At 34.8% G+C, this 15,485-nt stretch carries 19 protein-coding genes and 2 tRNA genes; 6 read left to right on the forward strand and 15 right to left on the reverse strand.

What is annotated here, in order from left to right:
* Window positions 1-164 precede the first annotated feature (164 nt).
* The 5 genes from HS5_RS13320 to HS5_RS13340 form a co-directional block, all read right to left on the reverse strand.
* Window positions 165-1,253, reverse strand: coding sequence for an MFS transporter (locus HS5_RS13320; RefSeq protein ID WP_236751851.1), 1,089 nt, complete (start codon window positions 1,251-1,253; stop codon window positions 165-167).
* Window positions 1,254-1,296: 43 nt separating this feature from the next.
* The gene (locus tag HS5_RS13325; RefSeq protein ID WP_236751852.1) at window positions 1,297-1,566 is read right to left on the reverse strand and encodes a hypothetical protein; all 270 of its coding nucleotides are present in this window, start codon (window positions 1,564-1,566) and stop codon (window positions 1,297-1,299) included.
* Entirely contained in the window at window positions 1,563-1,877 is a 315-nt protein-coding gene (locus HS5_RS13330) for a hypothetical protein (RefSeq protein WP_236751853.1), read from the reverse strand. The genes HS5_RS13325 and HS5_RS13330 overlap by 4 nt, the downstream gene beginning before the upstream one ends.
* A gap of 5 nt (window positions 1,878-1,882) precedes the next feature.
* The gene (locus HS5_RS13335) at window positions 1,883-2,278 is read right to left on the reverse strand and encodes a hypothetical protein (protein ID WP_236751854.1); all 396 of its coding nucleotides are present in this window, start codon (window positions 2,276-2,278) and stop codon (window positions 1,883-1,885) included.
* A gap of 332 nt (window positions 2,279-2,610) precedes the next feature.
* A tRNA-Ile gene (locus HS5_RS13340) sits at window positions 2,611-2,698 on the reverse strand.
* 146 nt (window positions 2,699-2,844) lie between these two features.
* On the opposite strand from HS5_RS13340, the gene HS5_RS13345 reads away from it, so the two are divergent.
* Together HS5_RS13345 and HS5_RS13350 are read left to right on the forward strand one after the other, a co-directional pair.
* Window positions 2,845-2,920 (forward strand) — tRNA-Gly (locus HS5_RS13345).
* 485 nt (window positions 2,921-3,405) lie between these two features.
* Window positions 3,406-3,555: a hypothetical protein gene (locus HS5_RS13350; RefSeq protein ID WP_236751855.1), complete on the forward strand. Its 150-nt coding sequence runs from the start codon at window positions 3,406-3,408 to the stop codon at window positions 3,553-3,555.
* Here the strand turns inward: HS5_RS13350 and HS5_RS13355 are convergent.
* The 5 genes from HS5_RS13355 to HS5_RS13375 form a co-directional block, all read right to left on the reverse strand.
* Window positions 3,520-4,137: a GNAT family N-acetyltransferase gene (locus tag HS5_RS13355; RefSeq protein WP_236751856.1), complete on the reverse strand. Its 618-nt coding sequence runs from the start codon at window positions 4,135-4,137 to the stop codon at window positions 3,520-3,522. The genes HS5_RS13350 and HS5_RS13355 overlap by 36 nt on opposite strands.
* Window positions 4,138-4,853: 716 nt before the next feature.
* Window positions 4,854-5,621: an ABC transporter permease gene (locus HS5_RS13360; protein WP_236751857.1), complete on the reverse strand. Its 768-nt coding sequence runs from the start codon at window positions 5,619-5,621 to the stop codon at window positions 4,854-4,856.
* On the reverse strand, window positions 5,618-6,658 hold the full coding sequence (locus HS5_RS13365; protein WP_236751858.1) for an extracellular solute-binding protein: 1,041 nt from the start codon (window positions 6,656-6,658) through the stop codon (window positions 5,618-5,620). The genes HS5_RS13360 and HS5_RS13365 overlap by 4 nt, the downstream gene beginning before the upstream one ends.
* 40 nt (window positions 6,659-6,698) lie before the next feature.
* Entirely contained in the window at window positions 6,699-7,433 is a 735-nt protein-coding gene (locus HS5_RS13370) for an SDR family oxidoreductase (RefSeq protein ID WP_236751859.1), read from the reverse strand.
* The gene (locus HS5_RS13375) at window positions 7,433-8,110 is read right to left on the reverse strand and encodes a TatD family hydrolase (protein ID WP_236751860.1); all 678 of its coding nucleotides are present in this window, start codon (window positions 8,108-8,110) and stop codon (window positions 7,433-7,435) included. Before HS5_RS13375 ends, HS5_RS13370 begins: the two co-directional genes overlap by 1 nt.
* Before the next feature lie 32 nt (window positions 8,111-8,142).
* Between HS5_RS13375 and HS5_RS13380 the strand changes: the two genes are divergently transcribed.
* Window positions 8,143-8,661 (forward strand): cob(I)yrinic acid a,c-diamide adenosyltransferase, encoded by a 519-nt coding sequence (locus tag HS5_RS13380; RefSeq protein ID WP_236751861.1) that lies wholly within the window; start codon window positions 8,143-8,145, stop codon window positions 8,659-8,661.
* Here the strand turns inward: HS5_RS13380 and HS5_RS13385 are convergent.
* The gene (locus HS5_RS13385) at window positions 8,639-9,541 is read right to left on the reverse strand and encodes an ornithine cyclodeaminase family protein (protein WP_236751862.1); all 903 of its coding nucleotides are present in this window, start codon (window positions 9,539-9,541) and stop codon (window positions 8,639-8,641) included. The two genes, HS5_RS13380 and HS5_RS13385, sit on opposite strands and share 23 nt — an antisense overlap.
* A 110-nt stretch (window positions 9,542-9,651) precedes the next feature.
* Here HS5_RS13385 and HS5_RS13390 point away from each other — a divergent pair, with 110 nt between their 5' ends.
* Genes HS5_RS13390 through xerA form a run of 3 tightly spaced genes read left to right on the forward strand, consistent with a single transcriptional unit; the run spans window position 9,652 to window position 12,095 of the window.
* Entirely contained in the window at window positions 9,652-10,419 is a 768-nt protein-coding gene (locus HS5_RS13390; RefSeq protein WP_236751863.1) for a hypothetical protein, read from the forward strand.
* Window positions 10,420-10,424: 5 nt separating this feature from the next.
* Complete coding sequence (locus HS5_RS13395) at window positions 10,425-11,192, forward strand: MBL fold metallo-hydrolase (protein ID WP_236751864.1); 768 nt, start codon at window positions 10,425-10,427, stop codon at window positions 11,190-11,192.
* 45 nt (window positions 11,193-11,237) lie between these two features.
* On the forward strand, window positions 11,238-12,095 hold the full coding sequence (gene xerA, locus HS5_RS13400; RefSeq protein WP_236751865.1) for a site-specific tyrosine recombinase/integron integrase: 858 nt from the start codon (window positions 11,238-11,240) through the stop codon (window positions 12,093-12,095).
* On the opposite strand, the gene HS5_RS13405 is transcribed toward xerA, so the two are convergent.
* The 4 genes from HS5_RS13405 to HS5_RS13420 are packed head-to-tail and all read right to left on the reverse strand — an operon-like array spanning window position 12,092 to window position 15,463.
* Window positions 12,092-13,060, reverse strand: coding sequence for a radical SAM protein (locus HS5_RS13405; protein ID WP_236751866.1), 969 nt, complete (start codon window positions 13,058-13,060; stop codon window positions 12,092-12,094). The genes xerA and HS5_RS13405 overlap by 4 nt on opposite strands.
* A complete protein-coding gene (locus tag HS5_RS13410) occupies window positions 13,050-13,565 on the reverse strand; it encodes a gamma carbonic anhydrase family protein (protein WP_236751867.1) in 516 nt (171 codons plus the stop codon). The genes HS5_RS13405 and HS5_RS13410 overlap by 11 nt, the downstream gene beginning before the upstream one ends.
* 3 nt (window positions 13,566-13,568) lie before the next feature.
* Window positions 13,569-14,585: an RsmB/NOP family class I SAM-dependent RNA methyltransferase gene (locus HS5_RS13415; protein WP_236751868.1), complete on the reverse strand. Its 1,017-nt coding sequence runs from the start codon at window positions 14,583-14,585 to the stop codon at window positions 13,569-13,571.
* A gap of 17 nt (window positions 14,586-14,602) precedes the next feature.
* Entirely contained in the window at window positions 14,603-15,463 is an 861-nt protein-coding gene (locus tag HS5_RS13420) for a beta-ribofuranosylaminobenzene 5'-phosphate synthase family protein (protein WP_236753592.1), read from the reverse strand.
* Window positions 15,464-15,485: the final 22 nt, after the last annotated feature.

The following is a 15,485-nucleotide window of genomic DNA, read 5'->3' on the forward strand; positions in this document are numbered from 1 at the left end:
CAATTAGTCTTAGCTAGCAGAAAATGTAAAATAGAGTAATCTTACCTTATAATTTAATTCTACAATTTATATATAAAGTAAAAATATTATAAGTAATAAATTCGATAAAGAATACATGAATTTTACTAAGAAAGAAAGAGTAAGTTAGTGTAGCTTATTCTCGCTTAAGTAACTGGCTTGAATAAGCTCATTGATGCAGTACTAATAATGCCAGTTATAATTAACACTAGTCCAAGGGATACTTTTAGAGGGAATGGTAGCAAAGTCACTATTAGAGTTCCGAAACCTCCACCTATAATTCTTCCTATAAGCAACGAGAAGTTACTTCCTGCTCCTCTTACCTGCATTGGATATAATTCACTCAACCAAACTCCATAGAATGCAAAAAACGCAGAAGAGAAGTAAATAGCTAATGCTAAGATATCATCCAAAAGGAAAAGGATAGAGGAAACAATAGCTAAAACCCCGAAACTCACTGCAGTAATCTTCCTCCCCTTTATGTCAGAAATATAACCAGAGAGACCAAAAGAGAAGGTAGCAATTAAGTCGCCTATTGCAATTAGCTCATTATTTTCAAGTATCGTAGGCATCAGTTCAAACGCAGGAATGATGAAGAGGAAAGAAGATAATGAAGCTATAGAACTTATAATCGTTAACCAAATCATCCTTTGAGAAAATATATCAGTTAATTTACTCCTTACATTATACTTTGCCTTCTCCTCAGGAATAAATGGATAAAATGCGAAAGATAGAAGAGAAATTATACCAGGTATTAGAAATACAAACAAAAAGTTTCCTACAATACTTGCAGTTATCGCACCTAAAAGGGCCCCCAAAGCGTAAAACCCTTGCATTATTCCTCCTAAAAACCCTCTAAGATTAGTTAATCTAAGTTCCGCAACTATAACATAACTAATACCGTTCTCTGCATTAACTCCAAGACCTATTATAAACCATAATACGTAAAGCTCTATTAAATTATGAACAAAATAAACTAGAATTTCGGGAATTGAAAAGAGAAAAAATGAAATAAATAAAGCCTTCTTCCTACCTATTACGTCTGCCAACCTTCCAAAAATGAACCCTCCTATTCCTCCTCCTATCCAAGATAAGGTTATTGCTAAAACCACTTGCGGAATTCCCGTGGATAAATAATGAGCCAACTGCGTTAACACAAAAGATATTGAATACATTACGTAAGCTGAAAGTAAGAAAGGTATTAGCACGGCAATAGATGAAAGAGACTTCGACATAATAGTCATTATGATTCAGATAGTAAAAAAGTTTGGCTCCAAACTATAAGGAAGGAGGAATCTGCACAGCAAGTTTAGAAATTATAATCTTTTTTACAACATCTTTTTCGAAGCCTATACATTGTAAAGAAAGCAATCTGTTCTTCCTAGTATCAATATCAAGAGTACAGAGCGAATTATAATTTAAACCTTTGATGATTACACTAGTTATGACGCCAGGCTTTACCTCGACCTTATATGTAACTTCTATACCATTAATTGTGAGCTTAAACTTATCTTCTCCTATCCATTGTACATCCTTGAACACTATCACCTCTCAATCACCACAGTTATTTCTCCATTCTTGCAGAGCCTCTGATTCTTAAATAATGGTTTAAATTCATCCTGCAAAGCCTTAGCTATGCATTCACAGTATTCTCCGCCTTCCATGATCTCATATTCAAAAACATAGTTAGAAAGAAACGGCGGAGGTCTATAATTACCTAAATGCTCGTGAACGCAATCCACGTATAAAACCTTATTCTGCGTTCTTATAACAACTACGGCATCCTTCATAAATGCATACTTACCCCTTATTTCTGAAGGAAAAACCTTAATTGACTTATAAGGTATCTTTATTAGCATTTTTATCATCCGAATATTTGTTTTTGTATTTTCTTGTACATGTATAGTACTCCTATCTGAATTGCGGACAATGCCATTATAATGAAAGCCATTAAAACAATGTATTTAGGCAAAATAAAGAACGAAACGTAGGCAGAATAAACTACGATAGCCATAACTGATTTTACTATACCATATGCTACTGCGTCTTTCAATTGAGCTGCTATTAAGCCAAGGATGATTCCGTTTAAAATTGCAGAGAATAACGGTACTGCAAATAAGAGCGAATATATAAAGCTACCCTTTGCTAAGCCTAAACTCTCTAAAGCAGTATAAATTGATGCTGAAAAGAATATGTTAATTAAGTAAATTATGCCGCCGGTAATTCTGACACTACGTAATTTTTTCTCAAGATCTTCCATCTAATTCACCAAAATAAATATATAGAACCTTTATCCTATAAATTTTTCTTATAAAAGAAAACATAGATGATTATTTATGTAACAAATTAATTGATTTTTTAAGAAAAAGATATAAAAAGATTATTAGAGAATTTAAAAATATATTATTAGTTATTCTTGCTATCTTTATAAGTAGAACAGAACCCTTATTTGAAAGCTATATGAAAAACTTAATTTAAGTGAGTTATCTCTGCATGGCAAGATAGAGAGGAAAGCATATTACATTCATTCTTACATTGGAATAGAACGCATACCCTTAGAATTACTGAGCATTTTAGCACTATTCTCTAATATGGGCCCGGGGGGATTTGAACCCCCGACCTCCCGGTTTCTGCCTTGAGTTATCAGCCGGGCGCTCTAACCATGCTAAGCTACGGGCCCATTATCATTATTTTACCCTTTTATTTTAAACTTATCTATGCATATTAGCTTACTTAATATGTTTCTCTTTTAGATTTTAGTAAAAGATAAATTGTTCGGAATAATAGAGCGAAAATTATTAAAGGCAAATAAACTTAGATTATACTGCGGCTGTAGTCTAGCATGGATTAGGACGCGGGCCCTCCAAGCCTGAGATCCCGGGTTCAAATCCCGGCAGCCGCATACATTTCTTCTAAAATTGAAAGATATTCACGTCCTCCATAAATATAAGAGATCTGCAATAGTAGAGGATATTTTTGAAACACTTTCACCATTCAACAATAGGACACGATGATATAGTAAGGATTGACGTAAATAAACTTAACAATAAGAAAAATCCGAATATTAAAAAAGTAGATAATGAGCTTAGCTATATTGAGGACGATTCAAGTTTCTTTTATGAACTATATTTCACGAATAAGATGGATACAATAAAGTAAAAGTGTAAATCCTTACCTATGCGATAGCATTCAATTAAATTTGTTTAATTTCTTTAAATAAACTGAATTGACAATGGACTTGTGAACTACCAGAGTAGATACCGTGTTCCCTTAAAATCTAGTCTATGTGAGAGACTTTTAATTGTAGAACACATTAGAACCGATGCATTAAAACATAGAAAGCATTAAAACATAGAAAGCAAAGAAAGTATATTTGGGATAATAAAGATGGCGAAAGTCGAAGAAGGTGAAATGATTATAGAAACCAAGGAAGAAGCTGAGAAAATATTGAATGCTATAAGGAAAGAGAAGGTCGATGAAAAACTACTTAAGGAAGCACTATCATTTAGAGGAAAAAGCATTCTGTCTGGCTCTTAACACGTTTTTATATAGCGAGTAAAAGTAATTTGCGCCTTTCTTGCTCTCATAAATCTTTTCGAACCCTAACTTCTCATAAAAGTCTTTAGCTGTTCTAGTGTAAACTAAAAGTCCTATGCAACTATTCTCGATACAGTAGTTTAATGAGTAAGGGATTACGAAACGTTTAACTAACGTCAATCCTATTCCTTTATGCTGGTATCTCTTATCTATTCCCAGTTGTCCTAAAAGTAACACAGGGAGCTTTTTAAAAGATATCTCAATTTCATGTCGTAGTCCTTTATTGCTAAGCTCCTCCTTTAATCCATTTATCATTTCATTTCTAGCCTCGTCTGCAAATTCAAAAGAATAGCTGGAAAACGATACAAAACCTACTAAGTAACTTTCGCAGACCAGGAGAAATGTATGGTTAATCCCTGCTAAGTAATGCCCTACTGCAAGTCTCCTTATAAAATCATTCTGTTCGTGTTCTCCACAATCAAAGTTACTGAAATTATCTAGAAAAGATGAGTGAATAGTATAAATGTTGCAGTCCCCTAAAGGTATCTGAATAGTTTTGTAAGGTCGTGGATATTCGCTCAATCTTCATTGAGTATAAGACGATAAACTAAATAAATAAGTTTTGATATTTTAGTATCGATAATAGTATTGAAAGGCAAAATAAATTTCATTCTCTAAAAGTTATAATATTTATTGAGATATTTGAGTTTAAACATTTTTCCAAAGTGAAGAATTCAATTAGTTGTAGTTTAGCGTAAAATTAGCTCTAGTAAAAATTCGTAAATTAAAAATAAAAGTAAATAATATCTTATAAGTTCTGCGTTTGGGAAAGTTTCGGTATTAGTTGCATATACTATTTATCTCTGTTTAGAACAAGATTAGCAGCTTACGGGAATTTCTATTGCTTAAGTATTTTCATCTTACATTATAATAAAACAAATCTTGTCCATTTTACAATGAAGACGTCTTAGGCTTTACAGTTAATTTCTCTTCTATTGTTATTAAATTATTTTTAAGGTTACATAACAAGGATTTTCCGATAAAAGCTACAAGATTTTTATTGTAAACCTAGAAGTTAAGGCTTTAAAACGTCTTACGTTTTCTTCTACTTTTTCTTTCATATTATTTATCCTATTTCTGCTCCAATACGCAGTATAAGATATATCTAATTATCGTCCCATTGAAATATATTCTAATCCTCTAAGTCTTTCACCTAGATTCAAATTCTAGCAGCCGTGTACATCTCATTTTTAAATCTTAATTATTAAAGGTATGAAACTAATCGAGTATAAAAATAGTTACTTTTTCAAATATTGAACAACCTTTAATGAAACTAAAATCACTATTCCAACGACTATCATTATCGCAGAAGCGGTAACGGCAACTTTGGGACCGTAATATCCGTAATACTCATATATTAAGATCGATGCAGGCGACGCGCCTGCTAAAGGTCCATAAAGAACATAATATGCAACTATAGCTATAGATCCAAATTCACTCATTGCCCTAGACATGCTAGTAAGAGCGGACGATAATGCACCTTTCAATGAATTCCTCATTACCATCAAATAGACTTTGCCTGCCCCAGCACCTAAGGATCTTGCATACTCTTCGTAAACTCTGGGCATCGAGTCAAAAAAGTTCTTCATACTCCTGATAAATATTGGTGCTGAGACTATAACTAGAGCAGCAATAAGACCACAATACGTATCAAAGAAGTTTATTCCCAGTCCTTTCAGCACACCGTAGAAAGGTGAATAAGGACTGTCTAAAAATACTAACGCTACACCTACTATAGGGTGAGGTATTGATGCTGGTACATCAACTAAGGAGTCTGTTAAGAAGTCCTTTTCTCTAGAAAGGTAATAAGCTAGAGGTGTAAAGAGGACAAAATCTACTCCTGCAGCTGCTGCTGAGGATAAGACTGACAGTTCAACTCCAGAGTAAAATGTCTGGGAAAAAGCTTGTGAGCTCCTAAATACGAAAAAGCCCATATAAATGAGAAAGAGAACTGGAATTGAAAGTAGGAGAGATAAAAAAATTCCTAATATCTTAAACCAATTCATAGCGTACCTCCTTCTACTAATTTACCTTCAGAAAGCAATGAAGCTATCTGAGATGGAACTACGGTGGAGTTAAACAGAATTGCAGGAGATATTGGACATAATTCGAACTTCTTTAATATGCTAGAGTGCTCTATTACATATGTAACGAAGTCTATTGCCTCATTATAATTGTTAGTATTTTTAGGTATCGTTATGAATAGGTATACTGGAGATCCCTTTACTAGACCAGAAGTTAAAGTATAGTTAAACTTTGCATAGAACGATGCATACTTGACTGAACCTAGATCTAACTGCGCTGGCAATTGTATGTATTCTAATCCTTTAGCTACTGCAGCAGACCTGTAAATATATAAGAACTGGATTTTCCCTGCATCAAGAGCTGAGACAAACTCTGCAGCATTGCATTCGGTCACGTTGCCCTGGTTCTTTAGCATTCTGTTATAGAAACAGTAAGTGTTATGAGCAAAACAATATCCAGCTATCTCTAAATTTATCCAAGCTCTAAAACCTGCTGGGTCAGTATTAGGATTAGAAATTCCTACCTTAACCTTACCGGAAGTTAAAATTGAATAGAATTCATACCAATCTGTTGTATTTCCGGTCTTCATTGCCTCCTGCGCATATTGCAAGGCTTTTTGCGCACAAGGATTGTTAGCAATACTAGTTTTTGTATAAGCTATTGTAAGTTGATCTGCTACAAACGCTATTGCCCAACCTGGATTTTCATTTCCTAGGTCTGGAACAGCGGATAAGGCTACTGGTACGAACACTGTAACTTCTGTGTCAGGAGATGAAATCTCATGAGCTAACGCAAAAGATCCACCGCCTTTAGGCGGAAGAGTTACCGGGATTCCAGTAGCTGAAGAGAAGCATTTTCCTAAACAACATGCTTCCTTGACATAAGCGTCTGCTACATAAATTATCATTGGTGTTTTAGATGTTGTAGTAGTCTTCTTTGCTGTAAGATAATAGGCTGCAAAAGCACCTATTATAACTATTACCGCTATTATTATTCCAATTGTAGCCCACTTATTCATGTTCTCTGAATAAACTAGATATGAAATATAAAAAATATTTCTAACTAAAATATTTACCTATAATCTTATAAGTTAATGTTTGCATAACATAAGAAAGTTTCAAAAAATAAGGATCTAAAGCAAGTTTTGAAGGAACATAAATTTCTCTCTTTCCAGTTTTTATAGCTTTTACTACTGCATTAGCTACTTTCTCAGGATCTACCGCATACTTAGAGAAGGAATCTTTATCACCTTTAAAAGAAGGGTGAGAAGTAAAGTTAGTCTTTACTGGACCCGGATAAATTCCAGAGACTTTTACTCCGTATTTCCTCATTTCGGCCCACAGCCCATTAGTTATGTGAGCTAATGCTGCTTTAGTTGCAGAATAAACTAGAAGTTTTGGAGAAGAAACGTAAGCCGCTTCAGATACTATATTAACGATTGACCCTTTCCTCTGTTTAACCATATAAGGTAAAACAGCCTTCATGAAATATATAGGCCCTAGAAGGTTTGTCCTTATCATGTATTCTTCCTCACTTAAGTCCGTCTCTAGAAATGAACCGTAAACACCGAAGCCTGCATTATTAACTAGCACGTCAATAAGTCCATATTTATGGATCAAGTAATTTACAGTCTTAAACACGTCCTCCTTATTACTAACGTCTAACTGGACTTTTTCGTCACCTACGTCTGGAACGCTCCTAGATATTGCGACTACCGTATAGCCTAAGGATTTTAACTTTAACGCAGTTGCCTTACCTATTCCTTTAGAAGCACCAGTTACTACTGCGAGCATTATAAATTAAAGGCTCTCCTAAAATTTATCTCTATCCTCCTCTTAACTGTCTCCTCGTCTTCATTCCAAAGTCTAGCAAGAAAACTTAGTGTGATAGGGATTTGAGTAGGCTCAAGTAATTTTCCTTTATATACATAGCCTCCGTCGCTTTCAGTTAATACAATGCTAGGCGACGCATTTTCTGCAATAATCTTATGCTTTTCTTGAAAAGTAACTGAGGGGTTTATTGTTATAAAATATCCCGCACCTTCTATATCTTTGAGCAGTTCTTTAGGTCCAGAATACCAGTGAATTATAGCTATCTTCACGTCGTGTTTTATCAAGAGATTTAAAACATCATTCCAAGAATTTACCGAGTGAACGTTTACGGTCTTACCTTGAGAGTTCTTTACAAATTCCTCAAAATATTTAATCTGAAGATCCTTTGGAGAATCAGAGTACTTATAGTCCAGTCCTATCTCACCGACAAAGTCAGCCTTTTCTATTAAAGGTAAAACTTTTTCTATTTTCTCTTTATTGACATTCCAAGGATGTATCGCAACACCTTTTAAGATATTTTCACCTTTTAACGAAAGCGTTCCTATTGATGAAGAGTAATCCATTGAAACTGCTGCAATAAAATAACCTTCATACTTCTTTTTTAGCAAAGAATAATGACAATGTGCGTCGTATAACACTATTTAATATTTTCTTCCCTGTATTTAACCATATGTGGTACACCGGAACTGGAGATAGCGGAAAGACTAAAGTCCCGTCAAAAGGTGAGGTCTGGAAGGACGATGATATAGTAGAGGCATTAGGTAATCTTGACGAATTAAATGCCTCTCTAGGTGTAATCTCATCACTTTATCCCCAGCTTTTCGATTTAATATATAAAATCCAAGACGACGTCTTTGTAATTTCATCAGAAATTGCTGGATTTGACTTAAATTTTAATGAAGAGAAAGTAAAAGAACTAGAGGATTTGATAGCAAAATACGGAGGAGAAATAAAGCCTTTGAGAAATTTCGTCCTACCAGGAGGTCATTTAGCTTCTTCTTTTCTCCATTTATCAAGAGCAATATGTAGAAGGACTGAAAGAAGCATCGTAGGAATAATGAGGGAGGGAAAAGCAAAGGAGGTTCACGTAAAGTACCTTAATAGGCTTTCTTCATTATTATTTGTGCTAGCCTTGTGGGTTAATGAGAAAACCGGAAATCCAAACGTCATTTGGAAAAGGTTTGACTGAGTTTGTAAGTATAATACGCTGTTAAATTATCTTGTGCAGATATTCCCACAGTCTTAAATATTGAAGGCCTTTCAACTTTTATCCTTTCAACTATTATTTTACCTATTTCTATAACATTTCTTATTAACCCTTTCTTTTGAGGCTGTATATAATCCCCTGATTCTGAAGATACTGCTTGCATAGAATCTACAATATAAGTTTTTGTTTTTGCTATTGTATCATCATCAATTTCCCTTGCATCTGGAGTATGAGCACCTATACTGCTTATGTGGAAATCTTCCTTTAAGAACTTCCCTAAAACTACAGGATTCTTTGAAGATGTTGTTGAGAAGATTACATCAGATTCTTTAAGTAATGTTTGCAAATCTACAGCTTCTGCACCTATTTTCTTTGCCAGCTCTACGTGAGATTTTCTAGCCGTTATTAAAATTCTTGAAACGGAGAGATACTCTGAGGAAATTTTAGCGTGGTAATAAGCTTCTAGTCCAGCTCCTATGATTCCTAATGTAGGAATTTTATGCCCGTAAGAGAGTTCTGCAGATAGTACGCTTGCAGATGCAGTCCTTATTGCGGTCAGTATTGTACCGTCTATTACGGCTAAAGGCTCTCCAGTATCTGGAGACATTAAAATTACTATGCCTTGTACTGCAGGCAGACCTCTGTTTTTATTCTCATTTATAACGTTAACAATCTTCACCGCAACAGAAAAATCTGTATAAGATGGCATAATACCCCACCAATTCCCTTTTATTGTTAAGACTTGTCTTTGAGGTTGTGTTATTTTTCCTTGGTAATATAGTGAGAATGCTTCCTTTACTGCATTTACTGCATCTTTTGCAGGCAATACTTCCTCAAGTTTTTTTCCGTCTAAATATAGCATAATATTATACATATTCTAGAGTTTTAAAACTAAGATTAACACTGTTAATTGAAGATCTATGCAATTTTTATAATTATAGTTTTTATAGAAGATTGAGAAGAGAGAGTCTTATGAAAGTTGAAACTATGGATATTGAAGACAAGAGGTCTAATGAAACTATAGCATGGGCTAAAAATCCTTCTAACATTATTTCGGTACTGCCAAATGTTGTAGGGATTGAGAATAATGTTGTAGAGTTAAAGTTTACTAGGTTTTTACTCTTTTCATTTGAAAGTGAATTTGTAGTAGAGCCTTCGTTCATAGGAAGCGGAATAGTTGAATATAAATTTACAGATAAAAAAGGAAATGAAGGTAAAATAATAATATCTGCTGAAGGAAAAGGAGGAGTAAAGCTGTCTGTAAGTTACTCCGGAGAGAAAGAATGGATTGTGGGAAAAGGATTACGTAAAATATTAGAGGAAATATCTAATGGTATAAAGAACGAATTATCGAAACTTCCAGAAGTTGAGCAACAAAACGTAGGTGCAAAGAATTTCTCTCTTTCACTTTCTAAGATATCATCAATATCAAAATTAATAATGAAGTCTAAACTAGCAAAAACCGACGATGTCAGTCTAAAAGAAGGAGAAGTCCTCAGTTATGTGGAAGGCATAATAAGTGACTTTGCTAACTATCCTTTAATTTACATAAGTGGTTCTGGTGTATCTACTTTCAGATTATTATTCCTCAATGGAGAGCTAAAAGGGATATACATTCTAAAAGATGGTAAAGATTCATTTAATGAAGATGATCTAAATCACTTGTCAGGAGATTTTAAGATTCACGTTTACGTAGGAATATCACCAAGAATAGTAGAAGTATTAGAACAAGAGAGGTGATAAAGGTGGCAGTAAATCTAAAGGTTCATAAGCCTTACGTATTATATGAAGAAGGAGACCACAAATTTATTTGGTTAGGACTTGACGAATCTGAACACGAGAAAGGAATTCTAACAAACCAATACCTCATAGTAGACGGCGATGAAGGAGCACTGCTAGATGCAGGAGGGTATTTTGTATTTGAAAGAGTTTACGAGAACGTTAAAGAATTCATAAAGCCAGAAAATATTAAATATCTACTGTTCTCCCACCAAGATCCTGACGTTATTGGCTCTCTAAACTTATGGCTTGACGTTGCGCCTAATGCACAAATTTACGTCTCGGAGCTCTGGGAAAGATTCCTCCCTCACTTAGGATTTGAAGCTTCAGGCAGAATAGTTGACATACCAGATCAAGGAATGGTAATGAAGCTTGGAAAAGCAGAAATTAAAGCTGTTCCTGCACACTTTATGCATTCAGTAGGCAATTTCCACTATTACGACCCAATTTCTAAGATTTATTTCTCAGGAGATCTAGGGGCAGCAGTATTTCCTGCAGGTAAATGGTATTTATTCGTAGAAAATTTTGATGAACATGCAAAATACATGGAACCATTCCATAGGAGATACATAGTAAGTAAAAAAGCGATTGATCATTGGCTAGAACAAATTAAGGATTTAGATATAAATGTTATTGCGCCACAACACGGATCAATATTTCAAGGTGAAAATGTTCAGAAGTTTATTAACTGGCTCAAAAGCCTTGATAGAGTGGGAATAGACTATATCTGGTAATATGAAGATAGCCCTCTTTTATTTTCTGTATTACATTTTTCTATTGTGAAGTTACAACTAGGTAGCCCTCCTTCTGACGGTGATTATCTAGACGCATTCATAATTGCATTAAAAGCAGCAGAAGCAGGAGACGGTACAGTAAAGCTTTACTCTACTGCAGTAAAAGATTTCTTAGATTTTACCAAGAAGAATCCTAAAAGCGTAACTTCAGAGGACGTTAATAAATGGATAATCCATCTAATGTCAAAAGAGGGCAAAATAAAGGGTACTGAAATGAAGAGAGCAAGAAGCGTAACTTTAAGGAATTACGTTATCGCAGTAAGGAGATTTTTGAAGTGGATTGGAATTAACATTAATCCTGTTATTCCTAGAGCTAGGAGGAAGGAAATTTGGGCTTTAAGTGAAGACGATGTAAAAAGGCTAATTGATGCAACAAGGAGGCTTAGGGATAAGCTTATAATAAAATTATTCTTGGACACGGGATTAAGATCTAAGGAACTTCTATCTTTAAGAGTTGAGGATATAGATCTTAAGAATAGGATGATAAGAGTTAGGGAAACAAAGAACGGTGAAGAAAGAATAGTATTCTTTACTGATGAAACTGAAAAACTGTTAAGAAAGTATTTAGCTAAGCATGACAACGAGAAGCTTTTCCCAATGACGTATCAAGCACTTTATAAATTAATAAAGAGACTTGGAGAAAGAGCAGGAATTAAAGGACTGAGACCACACATATTAAGACACACTTTTGCTACTACCGCAATAAGGAAAGGCTTACCGTTACCTGCAGTGCAGAGGCTTTTGGGGCATAAGGACATAAAGACGACACAAATATATACACACTTAGTCCTAGAAGACCTAATGCAAGCATATAAAAAAGTATTTGATGAGAATACGACTTAAGCTTTACCAGTAAATCTCCATTTAGCCATGTCTCTCACGTACTCCGCTAAATCCCTTATACTGTTGAACGAAGCAGTCTGTAGATGAAGGTACTCAAACCTTGCTTGATTTTCCAGCATTTTTCTCTGCAATTCTTTTACCTTAGGTGATTTTAGAATATCGTTAAGCTTCTCCTTACTTAAATTTCCTACAATTTCACCGTTTATATCATCTGGATAAGGTAAATCACCGTTAGGATATACGGTTATTGCATAACTTACTAACCTTTTGGGATATTCTCCTTTCAAAGCTTTGATAAATCCCCAAGAATTATTGAGAGTAGAAGAATATTTCTTCTTTAGTTCCGAAAGTACATTATAAAGCTGTTCTGGGTCTGGAGCTAGTTTTACTTTTGAATCTGGGTAATCCACTGCAGGTAAAACAAGGATCTTGTAATTGCACTCTCTAACTTTCTTTATCTTATCCTCTAACTTGTTAAGGTTATATCTAGTTACTACAGTCTGCACATTTACTTTTATTCCGTATTGCCTAAATTTGCATAACGTGTCTAAAGCTTTAACATTCCAGTGATATTCATCAATTGAATAATGAAGGAAGTCTATTCTGTCAGCTACTTTTACCAAAAAATTATCATCACTCAGTTTATATCCGTTTGTAGTTAGCATAACGTAAAATGATCCGTCATGAGCATATTGAAGCAACTCCAAAATATCTTTTCTAGTAGTAGGTTCTCCGCCTTCAAATGAGAGTACGATAATAGACGAATCCCTTAAATTATCAATTATCTTCTTTATAATTTCAGTGCTTCCTTCTCCTAGTTCACCATTATAATATTCTGGGTTACAGAAGGTACAGTGTAAATTACATCTAGAAGTAACCTTAAAAGTTGCATATCCTGGATTAAAAGGATCCTTTAGTAGTTGGGTCTTTATGAACCATCTTACTGCCTTTATATCACGATTCATTACCCATAAACCTCTTTACATGTAGTACGTACTCAAATGCATTATCTTCTATCATTTTAATTTCTTCCTCTCTTATTTTTCTTACTACCTTAGCAGGAACCCCCATAGCTACGCTGTATGGAGGAATTTCCGCATTAGGAGGTACTACACTTCCTGCACCGACTATACTATATTCACCTATTTTTGAACCGTTAAGTAAAATGGAACCTATTCCAATGATTACGTTAGATGATACCTTGGCTCCATGTATAACTGCATTATGTCCTACAGTAACTTTATTTCCTATTTCAACCTTAAACCCTGGATCCGTATGTACTGTTGAATTTTCTTGAATGTTAGATTCTTTACCTATTTGTATGGAATCGTTATCTCCCCTTATAACTACATAATGCCAAATGCTGCTCATTTCGCCTATTTCGACATCGCCGATTATATACGCAGTAGGATGCAAGAAAGCGTTCTCCGAAACTTTAGGCTTCTTGCCCATAAAATCTTCTATAGGCATATATTATTTCTTCCTTAACTTAGCTATAAAAAATCCGGTCATATCATGGACTTGTGGATGAAACCTTATTATGTATTCTATTTCAAATCTAGGATCGTTAATAACTTCTTCATTCTCCGTCTCTGTAACTGTACAAGTAGAATAAATTACTTTACCTCCTTTCTTTAGAATTTCATATGCTGAATTCAAGAACTGCTTTTGATACGCTTGAAGGTTCATTAAATCGATTCTAGTCTTTTTATCGTAAACCTTAGGTCTCAGTCCTAAAGCGGAACATGGAGGATCTATAAGCACTTTATCTACATCCTTTATTCCTAGCTCCTTCAAATACCTAGAATCATGAACGAAAACTTGTGCATCAACGTTCATCTTCTTAAGTAAGTGTTTCATTTTATCGACCTTCTTGTAAGTGTGATCAAATCCTATAATCTTGGCTCTTGGCTCTAGTTGATAAATATGAGATAACTTCCCGCCCGGAGCTGCAGTCATATCAACAATGAATTCTCCAGGCTGTGGATCTACTATCCTTGCTACGTACATTGAAGCCTTGCCTTGAACGTAAATTTTACCTTCTTTCAGTTCTTTCATATCAGCCAATTTAGGAGAGGAATACAAAGAATTGTAAACTTTAACCATGAACTTTCCTCCAGGTAATCTTACTAGTTCTCCGTTAGCTACAGTTATCCCGTTCTCACTCACAACTTCTACAGATTTTCCTTCACTGATTATTTTCTTGATTCCAGGCGGATAAACATTGGCTCCTAGCATTACGCTTTCTGCGGTCTTCTTATCTACTATTACCTTAGACTCTAAACTCTCCAATTTGTTGGGTCCTCTTACTTTAGCATAAATTGCTTCTGGAAAATCTTCGTCCTTCTCAAATTCTTGTAAAGACTGAAGAACTTCATCTACTGTAGCCTTTAGCGTATTAACTCTAACATAAAGCCTTGAATTAGGTTTTTTAACTGACTCCAAAAATCCGTTCAAATCTTTTCCGTAAACTTTCTCTAGTTGGTTCATCACGAAATCATCATACTCTAGCTCCAAATCACCCTTGCCCCCTTATTGTTAGGTTCTACTAAAAACCCGCCGAATGTAGAAACTAGTTCTTCTCCTTCTCTTCTTGAATTAACAAAAGTGTAAACTGCAGGACCGAAAGAAGAGATACCGCTAGAAAAGCCCTTATTTTTAAGTCCTTTCATAAGCTCTCGTACCTTATCTGTTTGTAAAGACACTTCTATTTTCTTAAAACCTAACTTTTGTATCATATCCAGCGCATCTAAAACGCTTTCTAGGTCCTTCTCTATTACGGATGGTATAAATTCCATGAGAACTACTCTAGCCAAAGTATCTAATCCTTCAAGTTTAGCGTTTTTAAATGCCATTAGTTCTTCCTTGCCGAATATTCTTTTTCCTTCAGGAATGTTAACGTAAATGTACCAAGGAAAGTCTACTCTTAAAAGGAGGGGTGGAGGCGGTGCTGTTGAAAAATCTGAGGGTAATGCCTCTTTCTTGACTTTTAATGAATGACCTCCATCTACTATAAATCCTCCATATTCAAATGCATGTACTCCTATTCCGGAAGTTGAACCTCTCTTAACAAGTTTAGCTACCTCTACTGAAGTCTTCTTTTGAAAGTTTTTTTCAAATGCATATTTTGCTACTGATAATAAATATTGTGTAGTATGCCCTAAACCTACGTGAGCAGGATAGTCTTCTTCTATGCAAAATCTTTCTTTAGGAACTCCTTCTATGTTAACTTCCTCACATTCACCGTCTTTGATAACTATCCTTGGATACTTTAGTGCAACTCCCATTCCTCCGTCTAATCTACCATACTTACCCTCAAGATCGAATAATGTAATATGAATCCTTGAAAGACCTATAAGCTTCATTATTTTTTAGACCCTTTTTATAAGT

Origin of the sequence: Acidianus sp. HS-5 (genome assembly GCF_021655615.1) — an archaeon.
Classification (GTDB): domain Archaea; phylum Thermoproteota; class Thermoprotei_A; order Sulfolobales; family Sulfolobaceae; genus Acidianus.